At 67.9% G+C, this 16,140-nt stretch carries 15 protein-coding genes; 5 read left to right on the top strand and 10 right to left on the bottom strand.

Annotated elements, in window-relative coordinates:
* Nucleotides 1-7 precede the first annotated feature (7 nt).
* Nucleotides 8-1,876, top strand: coding sequence for a potassium transporter Kup (locus ACTPOE_RS05525; RefSeq protein ID WP_458871216.1), 1,869 nt, complete (start codon nucleotides 8-10; stop codon nucleotides 1,874-1,876).
* A gap of 84 nt (nucleotides 1,877-1,960) precedes the next feature.
* On the opposite strand, the gene ACTPOE_RS05520 is transcribed toward ACTPOE_RS05525, so the two are convergent.
* From ACTPOE_RS05520 to ACTPOE_RS05490, 7 genes are all read right to left on the bottom strand, one after another.
* Nucleotides 1,961-2,356 carry a hypothetical protein gene (locus ACTPOE_RS05520; RefSeq protein WP_458871215.1) on the bottom strand — a complete coding sequence of 132 codons (396 nt, stop codon included), beginning with the start codon at nucleotides 2,354-2,356 and terminating at the stop codon, nucleotides 1,961-1,963.
* Nucleotides 2,357-2,498: 142 nt separating this feature from the next.
* On the bottom strand, nucleotides 2,499-2,828 hold the full coding sequence (gene mnhG, locus ACTPOE_RS05515; RefSeq protein WP_458871214.1) for a monovalent cation/H(+) antiporter subunit G: 330 nt from the start codon (nucleotides 2,826-2,828) through the stop codon (nucleotides 2,499-2,501).
* Nucleotides 2,825-3,109, bottom strand: coding sequence for a K+/H+ antiporter subunit F (locus ACTPOE_RS05510; protein ID WP_458871213.1), 285 nt, complete (start codon nucleotides 3,107-3,109; stop codon nucleotides 2,825-2,827). Before ACTPOE_RS05510 ends, mnhG begins: the two co-directional genes overlap by 4 nt.
* Nucleotides 3,106-3,594, bottom strand: coding sequence for a Na+/H+ antiporter subunit E (locus tag ACTPOE_RS05505; RefSeq protein ID WP_458871212.1), 489 nt, complete (start codon nucleotides 3,592-3,594; stop codon nucleotides 3,106-3,108). Before ACTPOE_RS05505 ends, ACTPOE_RS05510 begins: the two co-directional genes overlap by 4 nt.
* Complete coding sequence (locus ACTPOE_RS05500; RefSeq protein WP_458871211.1) at nucleotides 3,591-5,240, bottom strand: monovalent cation/H+ antiporter subunit D; 1,650 nt, start codon at nucleotides 5,238-5,240, stop codon at nucleotides 3,591-3,593. The genes ACTPOE_RS05505 and ACTPOE_RS05500 overlap by 4 nt, the downstream gene beginning before the upstream one ends.
* Complete coding sequence (locus ACTPOE_RS05495) at nucleotides 5,237-5,578, bottom strand: Na+/H+ antiporter subunit C (protein ID WP_323025807.1); 342 nt, start codon at nucleotides 5,576-5,578, stop codon at nucleotides 5,237-5,239. The genes ACTPOE_RS05500 and ACTPOE_RS05495 overlap by 4 nt, the downstream gene beginning before the upstream one ends.
* A 2-nt stretch (nucleotides 5,579-5,580) precedes the next feature.
* Nucleotides 5,581-8,478: a monovalent cation/H+ antiporter subunit A gene (locus ACTPOE_RS05490; RefSeq protein ID WP_458871210.1), complete on the bottom strand. Its 2,898-nt coding sequence runs from the start codon at nucleotides 8,476-8,478 to the stop codon at nucleotides 5,581-5,583.
* 249 nt (nucleotides 8,479-8,727) lie between these two features.
* Here ACTPOE_RS05490 and hemN point away from each other — a divergent pair, with 249 nt between their 5' ends.
* Nucleotides 8,728-10,158, top strand: a complete 1,431-nt coding sequence (gene hemN, locus ACTPOE_RS05485; RefSeq protein WP_458871209.1) for an oxygen-independent coproporphyrinogen III oxidase — start codon at nucleotides 8,728-8,730, stop codon at nucleotides 10,156-10,158.
* Here the strand turns inward: hemN and ACTPOE_RS05480 are convergent.
* The gene (locus ACTPOE_RS05480) at nucleotides 10,140-10,550 is read right to left on the bottom strand and encodes a YbaN family protein (RefSeq protein WP_458871208.1); all 411 of its coding nucleotides are present in this window, start codon (nucleotides 10,548-10,550) and stop codon (nucleotides 10,140-10,142) included. The two genes, hemN and ACTPOE_RS05480, sit on opposite strands and share 19 nt — an antisense overlap.
* 69 nt (nucleotides 10,551-10,619) lie before the next feature.
* Here ACTPOE_RS05480 and ACTPOE_RS05475 point away from each other — a divergent pair, with 69 nt between their 5' ends.
* Complete coding sequence (locus ACTPOE_RS05475) at nucleotides 10,620-11,279, top strand: Crp/Fnr family transcriptional regulator (RefSeq protein ID WP_458871207.1); 660 nt, start codon at nucleotides 10,620-10,622, stop codon at nucleotides 11,277-11,279.
* A 35-nt stretch (nucleotides 11,280-11,314) separates the two neighbouring features.
* On the opposite strand, the gene ACTPOE_RS05470 is transcribed toward ACTPOE_RS05475, so the two are convergent.
* Both ACTPOE_RS05470 and ACTPOE_RS05465 read right to left on the bottom strand, forming a co-directional pair.
* A complete protein-coding gene (locus ACTPOE_RS05470; RefSeq protein WP_458871206.1) occupies nucleotides 11,315-12,235 on the bottom strand; it encodes a c-type cytochrome in 921 nt (306 codons plus the stop codon).
* Nucleotides 12,228-13,583 carry a c-type cytochrome gene (locus ACTPOE_RS05465; protein WP_458871205.1) on the bottom strand — a complete coding sequence of 452 codons (1,356 nt, stop codon included), beginning with the start codon at nucleotides 13,581-13,583 and terminating at the stop codon, nucleotides 12,228-12,230. Before ACTPOE_RS05465 ends, ACTPOE_RS05470 begins: the two co-directional genes overlap by 8 nt.
* 159 nt (nucleotides 13,584-13,742) lie before the next feature.
* On the opposite strand from ACTPOE_RS05465, the gene ACTPOE_RS05460 reads away from it, so the two are divergent.
* Nucleotides 13,743-15,533 (top strand): sensor histidine kinase, encoded by a 1,791-nt coding sequence (locus ACTPOE_RS05460; RefSeq protein WP_458871204.1) that lies wholly within the window; start codon nucleotides 13,743-13,745, stop codon nucleotides 15,531-15,533.
* Nucleotides 15,530-16,132: a response regulator gene (locus tag ACTPOE_RS05455; protein ID WP_458871203.1), complete on the top strand. Its 603-nt coding sequence runs from the start codon at nucleotides 15,530-15,532 to the stop codon at nucleotides 16,130-16,132. Before ACTPOE_RS05460 ends, ACTPOE_RS05455 begins: the two co-directional genes overlap by 4 nt.
* Nucleotides 16,133-16,140: the final 8 nt, after the last annotated feature.

Below are 16,140 nucleotides of genomic sequence, written 5' to 3'. Positions count from 1 at the left end.
TACGAACATGCAGAAAGACAATCCGCGGGCGGTTTTGCTGATTGGCGCCCTGGGCGTCGTTTACGGGGACATCGGCACCAGCCCGCTGTACACCATGAAGGTCGCGTTGTCGGGCGCGGGCCGGCCCGACGTCGAGCATATCCTGGGGGTGTTGTCGATCCTGTTCTGGATGCTGATTCTGGTGGTGTCGCTGAAGTACGTGACCTGCATCCTGCGCGCCGACAACCGGGGCGAGGGCGGCACGCTGGCCCTGATGGAGCTCGCCCTGCGCGGCCGGTCCGGGCAGGCCCGCTGGCGCCTGGCCCTGCTGGGGCTGATCGGCGCCAGCCTGTTCTACGGCGACAGCATGATCACTCCCGCGATTTCCGTCCTGTCCGCCGTCGAGGGCATCGGCATCGTGTCGCACAGGTTCGACGCCTGGGTGGTGCCGATCTCGGTGGTCGTGCTGCTGGCCCTGTTCATGTTCCAGTCGCGCGGCACCGGAGCCGTGGGCAAGCTCTTCGGCCCGGTAATGCTGTGCTGGTTCCTGGTGCTGGGCGGTCTGGGCGCCTGGCGCATCGTCAGCCAGCCGGAGGTCCTGCGGGCCGTCAATCCGGTCTGGGCCCTGCGCTTCATCGGCGACGCCCCCTGGGAAACCTTTCTGGCGCTGGGCGCGCTGGTCCTGGCGCTGACCGGGGCCGAGGCGCTGTACGCCGACATGGGGCATTTCGGCGGTTCGGTCATTCGTCGCGCCTGGTTCGCCGTGGTGCTGCCGGCCCTGGTGCTGTGTTATTTCGGCCAGGGCGCGTTGCTGCTCAGCGACCCCGAAGCCATCCGCAACCCCTTCTTCCTGCTGGCGCCCGACTGGGGGCTGATTCCGCTGGTCGGGCTGGCGACGGTGGCGACGGTCATCGCTTCGCAGTCCGTGATCTCGGGCGCGTTCTCGGTGACGCGCCAGGCCGTGCAACTGGGCTACTGGCCGCGCATGGTGATCCAGCACACCTCGGCGCGCGAGGAAGGACAGATCTACCTGCCGCGCGTGAACTGGCTGCTGCTGATCGCGGTATTGGTGCTAGTGCTGGCCTTCGGCTCGTCCGACCGTCTGGCGCACGCCTACGGCTTCGCCGTCACGGGCACGATGCTGATGACCTCGCTGCTGGCGTTCGCCGTGCTGCCCCGCGACGCGCGCGGCACGCGCCGCCTGGCCTGGCTGGCCCTGATTGCCCTGTTCCTGCTGATCGACGTGTTGCTGTTCGCCTCGAACACCCTCAAGCTGCACGAGGGCGGCTGGCTGCCGCTGGTGGTGGGGATCGGCCTGCTGACGCTGATGGTCACCTGGAAGCAGGGGCGGCAGCAGATGCACGACACGCTGGCGGGGGATCAGCAGCCGCTGGCCAGCTTCATGGAATCCCTGGAGGCCTATCCGCCGACCCGCGTGCCGGGCACGGCGGTGTTCATGAGCATGATCGTCGGCACGGTGCCGCCCGCGCTGCTGCACAATTTGAAACACAACAAGGTGCTGCACGAGCAGGCGCTGTTCCTGACGATCGAGGTGGCCGACGTGCCTTACGTGCCGTTCGACGAGCGGTTGCGGATCGAACGGGTGAGCCGCAGCAGCTGGCAGGCCGTGGCCCGGTGGGGGTTCAAGCAGGAGCCGAACGTGCCCCAGGTGGTGGAGCAGATCGGCCAGGAGGTCCCGGAACTGAACCTGGATCCCATGCAGACTTCATATTTCCTGTCGCGCCAGACCGTGATCGTGGTGCGCCGGCTGCCATGGCATCAGAGCTGGCGGCGGCACTTGTTCGCTTTCATGGCGCGCAATGCCAGCCGCAGCACCCGGTTCTACAAGATTCCGCCCAATCGCGTGGTGGAGATGGGCATGCAGATGGAGTTGTAGGAGTTTTGCCGCCGGGCCGCCCCAAGGCAAAACGCGCCCCCTCGGGGGGCAGCAAGCGGGCGAAGCCTGCGCAGCGTGGGGGCTTTAATTCGCCGGGATCGTAATCGTGGTTTCGCGCAGCACGCCGCCCGACTGGACCGAGCCCTGCATGCGCGCATTGGCGTCGTTCATCAGGGTCATGCAGTCCTGGCGCTGGTCGGCGGGCAGGCGGTCGCAGCGTTCGCTGCGGTTACGCAACTCGTCCTGGGCCGAGGGCTGGGTCAGGGTGTCCTGGCGGGCGGCCTGGGCGGCGGCGCCGGCTTCCTTCAGGCAGGCTTGCACGTCGATGCCCGGCGTGCTGTGACAGCGCGCCACGTCCTGCTGATACTGGGATTGCGCCCGCGGGCCGGCGGCCTGCGTCGCGGGGGCGAGCAAGGCGGCGCAGCCCAGGCCGGCGGCCAGCAGCGCGATGCGCAACGGTGTGTGGATGGCTCGATGCATGATGAACACTCCTTGCGAGAGAGTTCCGGACGATGCCCGGTCCGGTTCAGGGATTCGCGTACCGTTCATGGGGTCTGCTCGATCCGCGCGAACGGGCTCCGAACCAGTGTACGGGTTTCCCCTAGCTTCAAGTGTAACAAAATTATTTAGACTCGTCGGCGTCCGCGTGTTTCCGTTGCCGCTGGCGGGCGCTCTGCATCAGCAGGATGGCCGTGACCGGAGCCGTCATGAACAGAAACAGGCAGATGAGCCATTCGTGGACGATCGGCCGGTGCTGCAGGAAACTGGCGACCACGGTGGCCGCCAGGGCGACGCAGAAGACGCCCAGCGTCATGCCCATGGTCGGGGCGTGCATGCGTTCGTGGAAGCTGCGCAGGCGCAGCAGCCCGAGTGATCCGGTCAGGGTCACGAGCCCCGCCAGGACGAGCAGCAGGGCCACCGGCACGGCGGCCCACAAGGGCAGTCCGCTCATGGCTCGATCACCTCGCCGCGCAGCAGGAACTTGGCCAGTGCGGAAGAGCCGACGAAGCCGAACAGCGCGATCAGCAGGGCCACGTCGAAATACAGGCCGGCCCCGAAGCGCATGCCCAGCACCAGCAGGATCAGCATGCCGTTGATGTAGAGGGTATCCAGGGCCAGGACGCGGTCCTCGGCGCCGGGGCCCCGGATCAGGCGGACGGCGGCGCAGCCCAGGCCCAGGGTGAAGCACAGCAGGGCGAAGCCGCCGGCCCAGTACAGTATCGTCGCGCTCATTCGAAGATCTCCATCAGGGGGCGTTCGTAGCGGTCCTGGATGATGCGGGTCAGGCCCCGGGGGTCGCTCAGATCCAGCACGTGCAGGGTCAGCATATTGTGTTCGGGGTCGTGGCCGGCCCAGACCGTGCCGGGCGTGAAGGTGACGATGCAGGCCAGCGCCGCCAGGCCGTGCGGGTCGCGGATGCGCAGCGGGATGTCCAGGAAGCCGGGATGGGCGCCGGGCCGGGGGCCGCGCAGGATGATCCGTCCGACATCGCGGTTCGAGCGGGCGATGTCGGCGGCCACGTGTCCGGCCAGGCGCAGGGCGGTGAGCGGATGCGACAGTCGCGCGCGCACCGGCCGCAGGATCGGCGCCAGCAGGGCGAGCGTCAGGGCGATGGCCGCGCCCAGGACCAGATGGCCGGCCGACAGACTGTCGTTCAGCACCAGCCAGAGGATCAGCAGCAGGCAAGCGAGCGGCAGGGACCGCAGCAGGCACTTCATCGCGGACCTCCGTGTCCAGCGGCCGGAGCGGGGAAGACATGCGGGTCCTGTCCCAGCACCGCCTCGACGTAGCGGCCCGGCTGGTCCAGGTACCAGGCGGTGTCTTCCAGGTAGGCCATCACGGACCCGGCCCGTGCCGTCAGCAGGACGCAGGCCGACAGCAGCACCAGGATGGGAATGGCCTCGTTCAGGCGCAGGGACGGGACGTGCAGGTCTTCCGGCACCCAGAACAGGCGCACGCCGCAGCGCCCGAGGGCGATCAGGCAGGCCACGCCGGAAGACAGCATGGTTGCCACCAGCAGCCAGACGTTGGCGGTGGGCGCACCGTATTCGGCGGTGCGCAGCGCGGCCGAGAGCAGCGAGAATTTCGCCACGAAGCCCGAGAGCGGCGGCAGGCCGATGATCAGCAGGGCGCAGGCTAAGAAGCTCAGGCCCAGGAAGGCCATGGTGGCGGGCAGCGGCACGCCCACCGCCTGGCCGCTCAGGTCGGTGGCGCCGGAGTCGTCGCTTTCGAAGGCTTCCTGCGTGATGGCCAGCATGTCGGCGCCGAAGGACTGGCTGCGCTCGGTGAGTTCCAGCAGCAGGAACAGGGCTCCCAGCGCCAGGACCGAGCTGAGCAGGTAGTACAGGGCCGGCCCGGTGAGGGTCGCGCCGGGCATGCCCAGGGCGGCGAACAGCGTGCCGGAGGACGTGATGATGGCGTAGGCGGCGATGCGCCGCGCCTGGGTGCTGGCCAGCATGCCCAGGGTGCCGAAGGCCAGGGTGGCGATCCCGGCGGGGAACATCCAGGCGCCGCCGAAGGCGGCCGGGGCGCCGGCCGGCAGCAGCAGCGAACCGATGCGCAGCAGAGCGTAGATGCCGACCTTGGTCATGATGGCAAAGAGCGCGGCCACCGGCGCGGCGGCCTCGGAATAGGTGTTCGGCAGCCAGAAGTTCAGGGGCCAGGCGGCGGCCTTGATCAGGAAGGCGACCCCCAGGATCGCCGCCGCGCTGTCGAAGAGCTGCCGGTCCGCGCCGCGCAGGGCCAGGGCGCGGACCGACAGGTCGGCCAGGTTCAGCGTGCCGGTCAGGCCGTAGATCAGGGCGATGGCCACCAGCAGCAGGAAGGACGCGATCAGATTGACGGCGATATAGTGCAGGGCGGCGCCGACCCGGCGCTTGCCCGAGCCGTGCAGCATCAGACCGTAGGACGCGGTCAGCAGGATTTCGAAGAAGACGAACAGGTTGAACAGGTCGCCCGCCAGGAAGGCGCCGTTCAGGCCCATCATGATCAGCAGGAACAGAGGATGGAAGTGGCTGCCGGCCCGGTCCCAGCGGGCCGTGGCGTAGACCCAGGCGCACAGGCCCAGCACCGCCGTCAGGCCCAGCATCAGCGCGGCCAGGCGGTCGGCCACCAGCACGATGCCGAAGGGCGCGGGCCAGTTGCCCAGCAGGTAGACGCCGATGCCGTCGGGCCAGTGCGGCGCGCCGATGCCCTGGGTGGCGCGTACCAGCATCAGCGCAGTCAGCGCCATCAGGCCGAGCGCGGCCGCGCCCAGGGCCACGCGCAGCCGCCGCTGGCCATCGCGGGTGAGCAGCATCAGCGCCGCCGCGAGCAGGGGGATCAGGACCGGCAGGACCGGCAGGTGCTGCAGCCAGAGGTTCATGGGCGGTGCTCCTCGCCGTCCACGTGGTCGGTGTCGCTCATCCCGCGCGAGGCCAGCAGCACGACCAGGAACAGCGCCGTGGTGGCGAAGCCGATGACAATGGCGGTCAGCACCAGCGCCTGGGGCAGGGGATCGGCATAGCGCGCCGGGTCGGCCCAGGCCGGGTCGATGACCGGCGGGGCATCCACCCGCAGCCGCCCCATGGCGAAGATGAACAGATTGACCGCGTAGCCCAGCAACGCCAGGCCCATGATGAACTGGAAGGTGCGAGGCCGCAGCAGCAGCCAGACCCCCGAACCCGCGAGCACGCCGATCGCCAGCGCCAGTATCCATTCCATGGTCAGGACTCCACAGTGTCCGCGGCTTCGGCGAGCTTGCGGTAGAAGCGCAGGGACTGGTGCGCCAGGGCGATGATCATCAGGACCGTCGCGCCCACCACCAGCATGTACACGCCCAGGTCGAACAGCAGTGCGCTGGACAGGTGCAGGGTGCCGACCAGGGGCAGGATCAGGTCCAGCGTATGGGAAGCCAGCAAGGGCTTGCCGACCCACCACACCGCCATGGCGGCGGCGCCGGCCACCATCAGACCCAGGGCGATCCAGGCCTGCGGGCGGATCAGAGGGCGGGCTTCGACCCACAGGATGCCACCCACCATGTACTGCAGGATGATGCCGGTGGCCATGATCAGTCCGCCGATGAAACCGCCGCCCGGCAGGTTGTGGCCGCGCAGCAGGAAGTACAGCGAGATCAGGGTGGAGACCGGCAGCAGCAGCCGCACCAGGACGGCGGGCACGCGCATCGTGCCTTCGGGCAGCGGCGCCTGCAAGTCGGGTTCCTCGAAGGCGGCCGGCATGCCGCCGTTGCGATGGCGCAGCGGCGCGGCGATGGTCTCGGCCGGCGGCCGGAAGCGCCGCAGCAGCGCGTAGACGCTGAGGGCCACGATCCCCAGCACGGTGATTTCGCCGAAGGTGTCGAAGGCGCGGAAATCGACCAGGATCACGTTGACCACGTTGGCGCCGCCGCCCTGGGGCCAGGCCTGCTGGACGAAATAGGCGGAGATGCTGTCATGCGCCGGGAGCCGCGTCATCATGACGTAGGCCAGGACCGCCATCATGGCGCCCGCGGCCGCGGCCACCAGGAAGTCGCGCCGTCGTCGCCAGCGCGTCGCCCTCGGGGTGGGGCCGGGGAATTCCTCGATCCGGGGCGGCAGCCAGCGCAGTCCCAGCAGGATGAGCACGGTGGTGACGACCTCGACCGTGAGCTGGGTCAGGGCCAGATCGGGGGCGGAAAGCCAGGCGAAGGTGACGCAGGTGACCAGGCCGGCCGCGCCGGCCAGCATCAGCGAAGCGGCGCGGTGATACTTGGCCTGGTAGGCCGCCGCCAGGGCGCAGGCGCCGCCCGCCAGCCACATCAGGCCGAAGGACCACTGCGCCGGGGTGGTGGTGGCGGTGGCTGGCCACCAGCCGCCCGGCAACAGCGGCAGCAGCGCCACCGCTCCGGTGGCCAGCGCCAGCAGCAGGACCTGGGGCTGCAGCCGCTGGGTTTGCAGCCGGGCCAGCAGCAGGGCCGAGCCCGCGTCGATGGCTTCGAGAAGGGCCTCGAAGGACTGGCGTCCGTCCAGGCGGTAGATCAGGGGCACCTGGCCCGGAGCGCGGCGGTCGCGCTTGCGCAGCGCCAGGTACAGGCCGATGCCGGCGGCCATGGCGGCCAGACTCATGAGCAGGGGCAGGTTCAGGCCGTGCCAGACCTGCAGGTCATAGACCGGGACGCGGTCGCCCAGTAGGGCGCGCATGACCATGTTCAGGACGGGTTCCAGGATCAGGCCGGGCAGGATGCCCACGGCCAGGCAGAACAGCACCAGCACCGCGCAGGGGATCAGCATCATGCGCGGCGGGTCGTGCGGCGTGCGTGGCAGATCGGTCGCCGGCGGGCCGAAGAACACCTGCAGGATGAAGCGCAGCGAATAGGCTACGCTGAAGGCGCCGGCCACCACGGCGGCGATCGGCAGGCCCCAGCGGCTGGCCCAATGGCCGGTGACGAAGACGGTTTCCGCGAAGAACATTTCCTTCGAGATGAAGCCGTTGAGCAGGGGCACGCCCGCCATGGCGGCGGCCGACACCATGGCCAGCGTCGCGGTCAGCGGCATCAAGGTCCGCAGGCCGGACAGGCGGGTCAGGTCGCGGGTGCCGCTTTCGTGGTCGACGATCCCGGCCGCCATGAACAGGGATGCCTTGAAGGTGGCGTGGTTGATGATGTGAAAGACGGCGGCCACCAGGGCCAGGCGGCTGTTCATGCCCAGCAGCAGCGTGATCAGGCCCAGGTGGCTGATGGTGGAATAGGCCAGCACGCCCTTCATGTCGCGCTGGAAGGTGGCGGCGTAGGCGCCCAGCAGCAGCGAGCACAGGCCCGCGCCGCCGATGATCCAGGTCCACCAGTCGGTGCCGGAGAAGATCGGCCAGAAGCGCGCCAGCAGGAAGACGCCCGCCTTCACCATGGTGGCCGAGTGCAGGTAGGCCGATACTGGAGTGGGCGCGGCCATGGCGTTGGGCAGCCAGAAATGGAAGGGGAACTGAGCGCTCTTGGTCAGGGCGCCCAGGGCCAGCAGCACCAGCAGGATCGGGTACCAGCGGTGCCCCCGGATCGCCGTGGCGGCCGCGAGCACCGCATCCAGGTCGTAGCTGCCGACGATGTGGCCGATGATGAGCATGCTGGCGAGCAGGCAGAAGCCGCCGGTGCCGGTCACCAGCAGGGCCATGCGTGCGCCGCGGCGGGCATCCATGCGGTGATGCCAGTAGCCGATCAGCATGAACGAGGACAGGCTGGTCAGTTCCCAGAACACCAGCAGTTGGATGAGGTTGCCGGCCAGCACCACGCCCAGCATGGCGCCCATGAAGCTGAGCAGGAAGGCGAAGAATCGGGGGACCGGATCCTGGGCCGACAAGTAATAGTGGGCGTACAGGGCGATCAGGGCGCCCATGGCCGAGATGATCACGGAGAACAGCCAGGCATAGCCGTCCATGCGCAGGGTCAGGTCCACCCCCAGGGTCGGGATCCAGGGCAGGCTGAGCTTGATGACGCCAGAGGCGGCGATCTCGGGGGTGAGCCACAGCGTCAGGATCAGGCAGGCCAGGGCACTGCCGCCCGCCAGCCAGGCCCCCGCGCGGCGCGCGGTCGCTGGAAGCAGCGAGGCGCACAGGCTGCCGGCAAACGGGATCGCGAGGATCAGGATCAGGAGCATGGGGTGGATGATACGGAAATCGGGAATGCGCGCGGCCCGCGGGCCTGTTCGGACGGGGTGCCTGGCGCGGACGAGGCGGCCGGCTGGGCCCGTCTGGAAGTCCTCAATGATACGCGAAGACAAGGGCTTGACTTGAGTCAAGCCTGATGGGCGATTTTTACCGGAGACTATGTTGAAATGTAGAACAATGCCGCCTGAAGCACCGGTCCCCTCGGTTTCCGGCGCGGCCTTGTCGCAGGAGCTTGCCGCATGACGACCCAAGAAACGCCCGCGATGGTCTCCGGTCCGGAGACCATCGCCTTTCCCGACCTGGAGATATCGGAGGCGCTGATCCGCCGTTTCGACCAGTCCGGCCCGCGCTATACCTCGTATCCGACGGCCGACCGCTTCCGGCAGGACTATCCTGCCTCGGCCTACATCGCGCGGCTGCGGGAACGGGCGGCGGCCGAGCAGGCGCCGCCCCTGTCGATCTACGTGCATCTGCCGTTTTGCGAATCGCTGTGCTATTTCTGCGCCTGCAACAAGATCATCACCCAGGATCACAGCCGCTCGGCCGAATACCTGGACATCCTGTACCGGGAGATGGACCAGGTCGGTTCTCTCCTGGGGCGTCACAACCGCGCGGTGCAGCTGCACCTGGGGGGTGGCACGCCGACTTTCCTGAGCGCGGACGAACTGACCGCACTGATGGAGCGGATCCGGCGCCATGTCGAGTTCACCCCCGACGCCGAGCTGGGCGTGGAGATCGACCCGCGTACCGTCCGCCCCGCGTCGCTGGCCATGCTGGCGGGACTGGGCTTCAACCGCACCAGTTTCGGCGTCCAGGACTTCGATCCTCTGGTCCAGGCGGCGGTCAACCGCATCCAGCCCTACGACATGGTGCGCACGGCCCTGCAGGCCAGTCGGGACAATGGCTTCCAGTCCATCAATGCCGACCTGATCTACGGCCTGCCCAAGCAGACGCTGGACAGTTTCAGCCGCACCCTGGACCAGTTGATCGAGCTGTCCCCCGACCGCATCGCTCTCTACAACTATGCTCACCTGCCCGACCGTTTCAAGGCGCAGCGCCTGATCCACGCCGAAGACCTGCCCAGCGCCGACACGCGCATGGGCATCTTCCTGATGTCGGTGCGCCGCCTGCTGGCGGCCGGCTACGTCTATATCGGGCTGGACCATTTCGCCAAGCCCGACGACGAGCTGAACCGGGCGCGGCTGAACCAGAGTCTGCACCGCAATTTTCAGGGCTATACCACCCGCGCGGAATGCGATCTGGTGGGCTTTGGCATCTCGGCGATCGGCAAGATCGGCGATGCCTACATCCAGAACCACCATTCCCTGAACGCTTACCGCGACCGTCTCGAGCGCGGCGAACTCCCCACGGCCAAGGGCTTCGACCTGAGCCCGGAAGATGTCCTGCGCCGAGAGGTCATCATGACCATCATGTGCAGCATGCCGCTGGATTTCGCCGCCTTCCGGGCGCGCCACGGTCTCTCCTTCGAGTCCTGTTTCCAGGCGGAACTGGACCGCCTGCGTCCGTACGCGGATGCGGGCCTGCTGGAGCTGGACGCGCGCGGGCTGCGGGTGCTGCCTAAAGGTCGTGTGTTCGTGCGCGCGCTGGCGATGGTGTTCGACCAGTATGTGCGCCGCCCCCGGGTGGCGACCTATTCCCGGCTGATCTGATCGGGAGGCGGCCGCGGCCGATCGGCCTCGCCGCCCGGACGGGTGGGCAGGCGCCACAGGTAGATCGTGACGCTGATGCCCGGGATCAACAGGAGCCAGCGCGCCCAGGGCACCGGCATGATCCAGGCCGACAGGGCCAGCGAGGGCCACATCAGGATCAGGGCGATGCATTTGCTGCGCAAGGGGATGCCGCGCCCCGCCTGAAAGTCGCGGATGTACGGACCGAGGATGCGATGGGACATCAACCAGGCATGCATGCGCGTCGAGCCGCGCAGGAAGCAGAAAGCCGCCAGCAGCAGGAACGGGGTGGTGGGCAGCAGGGGCAGGAAGATGCCCAGCACGCCCAGGGCCAGGGCCACGGAACCCAGGAGGGTAAAGAGGGCGCGGATCATCGTACCGGGGATTCTATCAATCCGTGGCGTCCGCGGGGAGGCGGGGACGACCGCTCGCGCCACGCCAGGATGCGCGACCTGCTGTCTCAGGTGCCGCTGTTCAATGAACTGCCGCCGCAGGACCTGGACCCCATCGCCCGGGGCACCAGCGAGATCAGCGCCGTGCGGGGGGACATCATCTTCCGGCGCGGCGACCCGTGCGTGGGGTTCCATGTGGTGGTCTACGGGCAGGTGAAGCTGCTGTTCGTCTCGAATTCGGGGGTGGAGCGCGTCGTGCGCCTGATCGGGCCGGGCGACGGTTTCGGCGAGGCCCTGATGTTCATGGGCCAGAACTACATCGTCACCGCCGAGGCCCTGCGCGACACCCTGCTGCTGCACGTGGGACGCGACGCGCTGTTCGACCAGCTCGACCGAAATCCCGGCATGGCGCGCAAGATGCTGGCCGGCCTGAGCCGGCGCCTGTACAGCCTGATGGGAGACGTCGAGGCCTACACCCTGCACACTGGCGCTCAGCGCCTGATCGCCTACCTGCTGCGCGAGTGGCGCGGCGAGGTCGGCCAGCCCTTCCGCATCGAGATCAGCAAGGCCATCGTCGCCTCGCGCCTGAACCTGACGCCCGAGCACTTTTCGCGCATCCTGCGCGACCTGAGCGACCGCGGCCTGATTCGCGTCCGGGGCCGCGAATACACCATCCTCGACCTCGATGGATTGAGGAATTACAAGGGCTGACCCATCGCGGCCGGCGGATCGCGATGGGCGGAGCGTCAGTACCGCGCATCCTTCGGCTTTTTCCCTGAAGGCCAGTCCTTGTCCTTCAGCGGGAAGTCGGGGCGCGGCATGTGGGTGAAGAATTCCGCTACGTCCACGGCGTCCTGCTGGCTCAGGATGCGGCCTTCGCCCCAGGCGCCGTCCGTATGGACGCCCATGGGCATGTTGTCGTAGATGAACGAGGCCGCCTTGTAGGTCCGCGCCAGCCCGGCCCCGATGTTGAAGGATTCGTCTCCCCAGAGCGGCGGGAAAACGATGTTGCCCCGGACGTCCTTGCGGCCTTCGCCGTCGGCTCCGTGGCAGGATGCGCACTGCCGGTCGTAGACGGCGCGACCCCGCGCGGGATCGGGTGTGAGGCGCGTGTCGATGGGGCTGCTGTTCCGTATCTGTACCCGGGCGCCATGCGGCACATCCTGGGCCAGCCATTTCATATAGGCGACCATGGCCCGCATTTCGCGCGAATCCGGAGCCAGCTTCTTTCCGTTCATCGAACGGATCATGCAGCCGTTGATGCGTTCTTCCAGCGTCATGTCCCGCTCGGCGCGCGGGTTGAATTGAGGGAAACTGTTGTAAGTATTGATGAAGGGGGCGCCCAGCGGTTTCTTTCCCTGCATCACGTGGCAACTGCTGCAGTTCATGGCGGCGCCCACATTGTCGGGGAGCAGCCGCCGGGTTTCGTTCAGCAGCCGCTGTCCGTAAAGAATGGCCTCGGCGTCCGGGTGCTGGAAGATTGTGGTGTCATCCGGGATCGCGTAGGCTGGCAGGGGGGTGCCGCCCTTGTCCTTGACGGCGTAGGTCTGCGGCGCGATCGCGCCGGCCGATTGCGCCCGGGCTCCGGGGCCGGAGCCGAGGCCCAGGACCAGGATCAGGACCGGAACCAGGCCCGCCAGTGATCTCGGGGAACGGGGACTATTCATGAAAACCTCCTGTCTGGATGTCGGGTGTCCTGGCGTCCAGGAAGGATCGGATCTGGCGCACCTGGTCCGGCGTGACGGCGGAGGCCTGGTTGGTCCAGCCGCCGCGGATGAAGCTCAGGATCTCGCCGATATCCTGGTCGGACAGATGCCTGAATCCGGGCATGGCGAATGCCATGGTGTCCGTGTCGGGATTCAACGGCATGCGCCCGCCTTCCAGCGTGATCTGGATGGACGATTGCGGATTCTGGGCGAAGAGGGCGGAATTGCCATCCAGGGCGGGGAAGACGCGCGGGATGCCTCGACCGTCCGGACGGTGGCAGATCATGCAGTGTTCGCGATACAGCAAGGCGCCGCGAGTGCGTATGGTGCCGTCGAGCAGGGTGTCGGTCAGGGTGTCCCGCTTCGTGGGGAATGTGGCCGGCTTGCCCGGCGCGGGCGGCAGTCGTTTCAAGTATCCGGCGATGGCGTCCAGATCGTCGATCGCCATGTGCCGCGTGCTGTGGCTGACCACGTCCGCCATGGCGCCGAAGGCGGCGACCCGGTCTGTGCGGCCGGAGGCCAGGAAGTCCACGATCTCCTCCCGAGTCCAGGAATCGAGGCCTTGCGCTTCGCCGCGCAGGCTTTTTGCCCTCCAGCCATCGATCAGAGCGCCCGACAGGAATGTGTCGCCGTCTTCCAGGCTCAGGGCCGTTTCCTGGAAGCCGATTCCCCGGGGAGTATGGCAAGCGCCGCAATGTCCGGGGCCTTCCACCAGATATTTGCCTCGGTTCAGGACCATGTCCATGCCCGGGTCCGGCTGGAATGCCCGTTCGGGCGCGAACAGCGCCCGCCACCAGACCAGCGGCCAGCGCATGTTCAGCGGCCAGGGGATGGTCGATGGCGCGTTGGCCTGGCGTCGCGGTTCCACGGCCCGCATGAAGTAGGCATACAGGGCGTACAGGTCCGCGTCCGGCATGATGGCGTAGGACGGATAGGGCATGGCGGGGTAGAGCGTCGCGCCATCGTGGCGGATCCCGAATTTGACCGCGTTGCGGAACGATGGGTAGTCGTAGGCGCCGATGCCGGTGTCGGCGTCGGGCGTGATGTTGGTTGAATAAATCGCGCCGACCGGGGTCTGCATGGCCAAGCCGCCGGCGAAAGGCCGGCCGCCTGGCGCTGTGTGGCAGGCGATGCAGTCCGCCGTTCTGGCAATATACTCGCCTTGGCGGATGAGCGCCGGGTCGTCGAGCGCTGTGTCGGGATTTGGCGGCGGTTCGGGGTGGAGTTGCCGAGCCAGTCCCCAGGTGACGGCCGCGACCAGGATGGCCGCCGTTCCGGCGCCCATGAGCAGTTTGCGGATGTTTTTCATGCGTCTATCGGACATTGCGAGGTTCCTTCCCGGGCCGCGCGGCGGTTTCCGGCGGTTCGGAGGGTGATCGTTCGTGGCTTGATTGTGCGGTCGGGGCATGGGTCCGCGCTATGTGGAAAACCGTACTGTGAACAGGGATTATTTGATGTCGGACAAATCGTGCGGCTGATCGAACGGTCGGGGCGTTGGGCGGCGGTCCTGGCTCTGGGTCTGTGCGGTGCGGGCGTCCCGGCGGGGCCGGCCGTCGCGATGGACCCGGCGTCTGCCTGGCAGGTTGGCATCCTGGCCCCGCGCGGGCCGGAAAAGGCGCTGGAGGCCTGGGCCGAGTGGCGCGACTGGCTTGAACGCCGCTTTCCGGGCGAGCATTTCGATCTCGTGCCGATCGTGCCGGACGAGGCATTGCGGCATGGTGCGCTGGGCGGCCTGGATTTCCTGCTGGCCAATCCGGTGCAGTTCGAGGCGCTGGATCCCGGCCGGTCCGTGCGCTGGCTGGCGACGCTGCGTCCTTCCGGCAAGGATGGCCTGCGTTTTCTGGAACAGATCGGATCGGCGATCTGGGCGCGCGAGACGGGGCCCGCCAGTCTTGCGCAGTTGCGCGGTCGGCGGGTCGGCGCAGTGGATCCGAAAGCCCTGGGCGGGTATCTGTTGGGGGTCGAGTTGCTGGATCGCGAAGGACTGGCGCCGGAGCAGGACTATGTTCCGGTCTTTTCCGGCTTTCCGGCGGAGCGTCCTCTTTTACAGTTGCTGGCGGGGCAGGTCGATGCCGCGATCGTGCCCTTGTGCCTGTATGAGGAACTGCGCGATGCCGGGCGTCTCGGCGGCGTATCCCTGCGTCTGCTCCGGCCGGTGGCCGCCGATCCCGATGCCGGATCGTCGCCTTGCGCAGCCAGTACCCGCGCGTTGCCGGGCTGGTCCCTGGCCGCGCTGGACACTGTGCCCGACGCGCTGGCGGTCGCGCTGGGACGAGCCTTGCTGGAGGAGCCGGAATCGGCCGATCTGCCACGGTGGTCCCTGCCGGTTTCGGCGGCGGATGTGGAGCGCCGCCTGCGCCGGATCGACTATGTATCCGGTGGCCGGGACATCTGGGCGCAGGCACGCCGCCTGCTGGCGCATTATTGGCCATGGTTGGCCGGCCTGGCCGCCTTCGCGGCATTGTTGCTGGGCAACAGCCTCTGGCTGGCCCGGGTGGCGCGGCGGCAGCGTCGGCGCCTGCGCCAGGCGCACGAGCAGCTCCATGCCTATGAACAGGCCTTGGCGCGGGCGGACCGGGTCGCCTCGCTGGGGGAAATGGCCGCGGGTATCGCGCATGAGGTCAAGCAGCCGCTTTCCGCCATCCTGCAATATGCCGAGGCCGCGGCCTATCGCTTGAAGTCCGAGGATCCTGATTCCGCCTTGCTGCCGATCGTGCGGCGGATCCGTGACGAAGTGCTGCGCTGCGACCGCGCCATCGCCAACCTGCGTGGCTGGGCGCGGCCGGGGCAAGCCGCTCCCGTCGGGGAACGGCGGGCCTTGGGTGTCCTGGTCGGACAGGTGGTCGATATGGTGCGGCTGCGGGCCGATCGTCAGGGAGTGTCGATCGAATCCTCGATTCCCCCGGCGCTGGCGGAGCGTTCCGTCTCCAGCGCGTTCGAGCAGGTGCTGGTCAATGTCCTGAACAATGCGATCCAGTCGGGGGCGCGGCTCGTCCATATCCGCGCGCTGCCCGGTCCCGGCGGAGCGTGCATCGAGATCATCGACGATGGGCCGGGTTTTGATGAAGAGCATTTGCGCTTCCCCTTTGTGCCCTTCCGGACGACGCGGCGGGATGGCCTGGGTCTGGGCCTGCTGATCGCCCAGCGTATCATGCTGTCCCTGCGGGGGCGGATCCGGCTCGATCATCGCGCGGATGGACGGCTGGGCGCGCTGGTCGCGCTGGACTTGCCCTTGGAGCCCGCGGGATCCGATTCATGAATACGAGCGAAGCCATCATCCATGTGGTCGATGACGATCCCTCGGTGCGACATGCCTGCCGGTACATGCTGGAGACCGTGGGGGTGGCCTGCCGGGACTGGCCGGACGGTCGCGTATTTCTGGAGGGGGCCGATCTGTACGCGGCGGGCGTGGTCCTGCTGGACATGCGCATGCCCGATTGGGATGGACACGCCGTGCAGGCTCACCTGGGCCGGCTGGGCAGTCCCTTGTCGATCATCGTCCTGACGGGGCATGCGGATGTCCCCATGGCGACGGAAGCCTTTCGCAACGGCGCCGTCGATTTCCTGGAAAAACCAGTGTTGCTGGATGTCCTGCTGCCGGCCATCGAGCGCGCCCTGGTCAAGTCGGAGCAGGCTTGCCATCGGCGACGCCTGCGGGGGCTGTACCATGCGCTCAGTCTGCGGGAGCGCGCGGTGATCCAGGGCGTTCGGGCCGGCATGACCAATCGGGACATCGCCGTGGACCAGGGCGTATCGGTGCGCTACGTCGAAGTGCAGCGCGCCCAGGCCATGGAGAAGCTGGGTGCGGCCCACATGGCTGACTTGATCCGGATCCTGACGGAGATCGGCGATATCTGAACGGGGCC

The sequence above is a fragment of the Castellaniella sp. WN genome (assembly GCF_054457555.1).
Note: the sequence above shows the minus strand (reverse complement) of the source record. Positions and strands in the feature narration are given on the sequence as shown.

Excerpts from the sequence above, each read along its gene's own strand:
- ACTPOE_RS05455 (WP_458871203.1), top strand. The coding sequence starts at position 15,530 with ATGAATACGAGCGAAGCCATCATCCATGTGGTCGATGACGATCCCTCG.
- ACTPOE_RS05495 (WP_323025807.1), bottom strand. The coding sequence starts at position 5,578 with ATGGAATGGATACTGGCGCTGGCGATCGGCGTGCTCGCGGGTTCGGGG.
- ACTPOE_RS05520 (WP_458871215.1), bottom strand. The coding sequence starts at position 2,356 with ATGCATCGAGCCATCCACACACCGTTGCGCATCGCGCTGCTGGCCGCC.
- ACTPOE_RS05500 (WP_458871211.1), bottom strand. The coding sequence starts at position 5,240 with ATGAACCTCTGGCTGCAGCACCTGCCGGTCCTGCCGGTCCTGATCCCC.
- ACTPOE_RS05490 (WP_458871210.1), bottom strand. The coding sequence starts at position 8,478 with ATGCTCCTGATCCTGATCCTCGCGATCCCGTTTGCCGGCAGCCTGTGC.
- ACTPOE_RS05465 (WP_458871205.1), bottom strand. The coding sequence starts at position 13,583 with ATGAAAAACATCCGCAAACTGCTCATGGGCGCCGGAACGGCGGCCATC.
- ACTPOE_RS05525 (WP_458871216.1), top strand. The coding sequence starts at position 8 with ATGCAGAAAGACAATCCGCGGGCGGTTTTGCTGATTGGCGCCCTGGGC.
- ACTPOE_RS05475 (WP_458871207.1), top strand. The coding sequence starts at position 10,620 with ATGCGCGACCTGCTGTCTCAGGTGCCGCTGTTCAATGAACTGCCGCCG.
- hemN (WP_458871209.1), top strand. The coding sequence starts at position 8,728 with ATGACGACCCAAGAAACGCCCGCGATGGTCTCCGGTCCGGAGACCATC.
- ACTPOE_RS05480 (WP_458871208.1), bottom strand. The coding sequence starts at position 10,550 with ATGATCCGCGCCCTCTTTACCCTCCTGGGTTCCGTGGCCCTGGCCCTG.
- ACTPOE_RS05505 (WP_458871212.1), bottom strand. The coding sequence starts at position 3,594 with ATGAAGTGCCTGCTGCGGTCCCTGCCGCTCGCTTGCCTGCTGCTGATC.
- ACTPOE_RS05510 (WP_458871213.1), bottom strand. The coding sequence starts at position 3,109 with ATGAGCGCGACGATACTGTACTGGGCCGGCGGCTTCGCCCTGCTGTGC.
- mnhG (WP_458871214.1), bottom strand. The coding sequence starts at position 2,828 with ATGAGCGGACTGCCCTTGTGGGCCGCCGTGCCGGTGGCCCTGCTGCTC.
- ACTPOE_RS05470 (WP_458871206.1), bottom strand. The coding sequence starts at position 12,235 with ATGAATAGTCCCCGTTCCCCGAGATCACTGGCGGGCCTGGTTCCGGTC.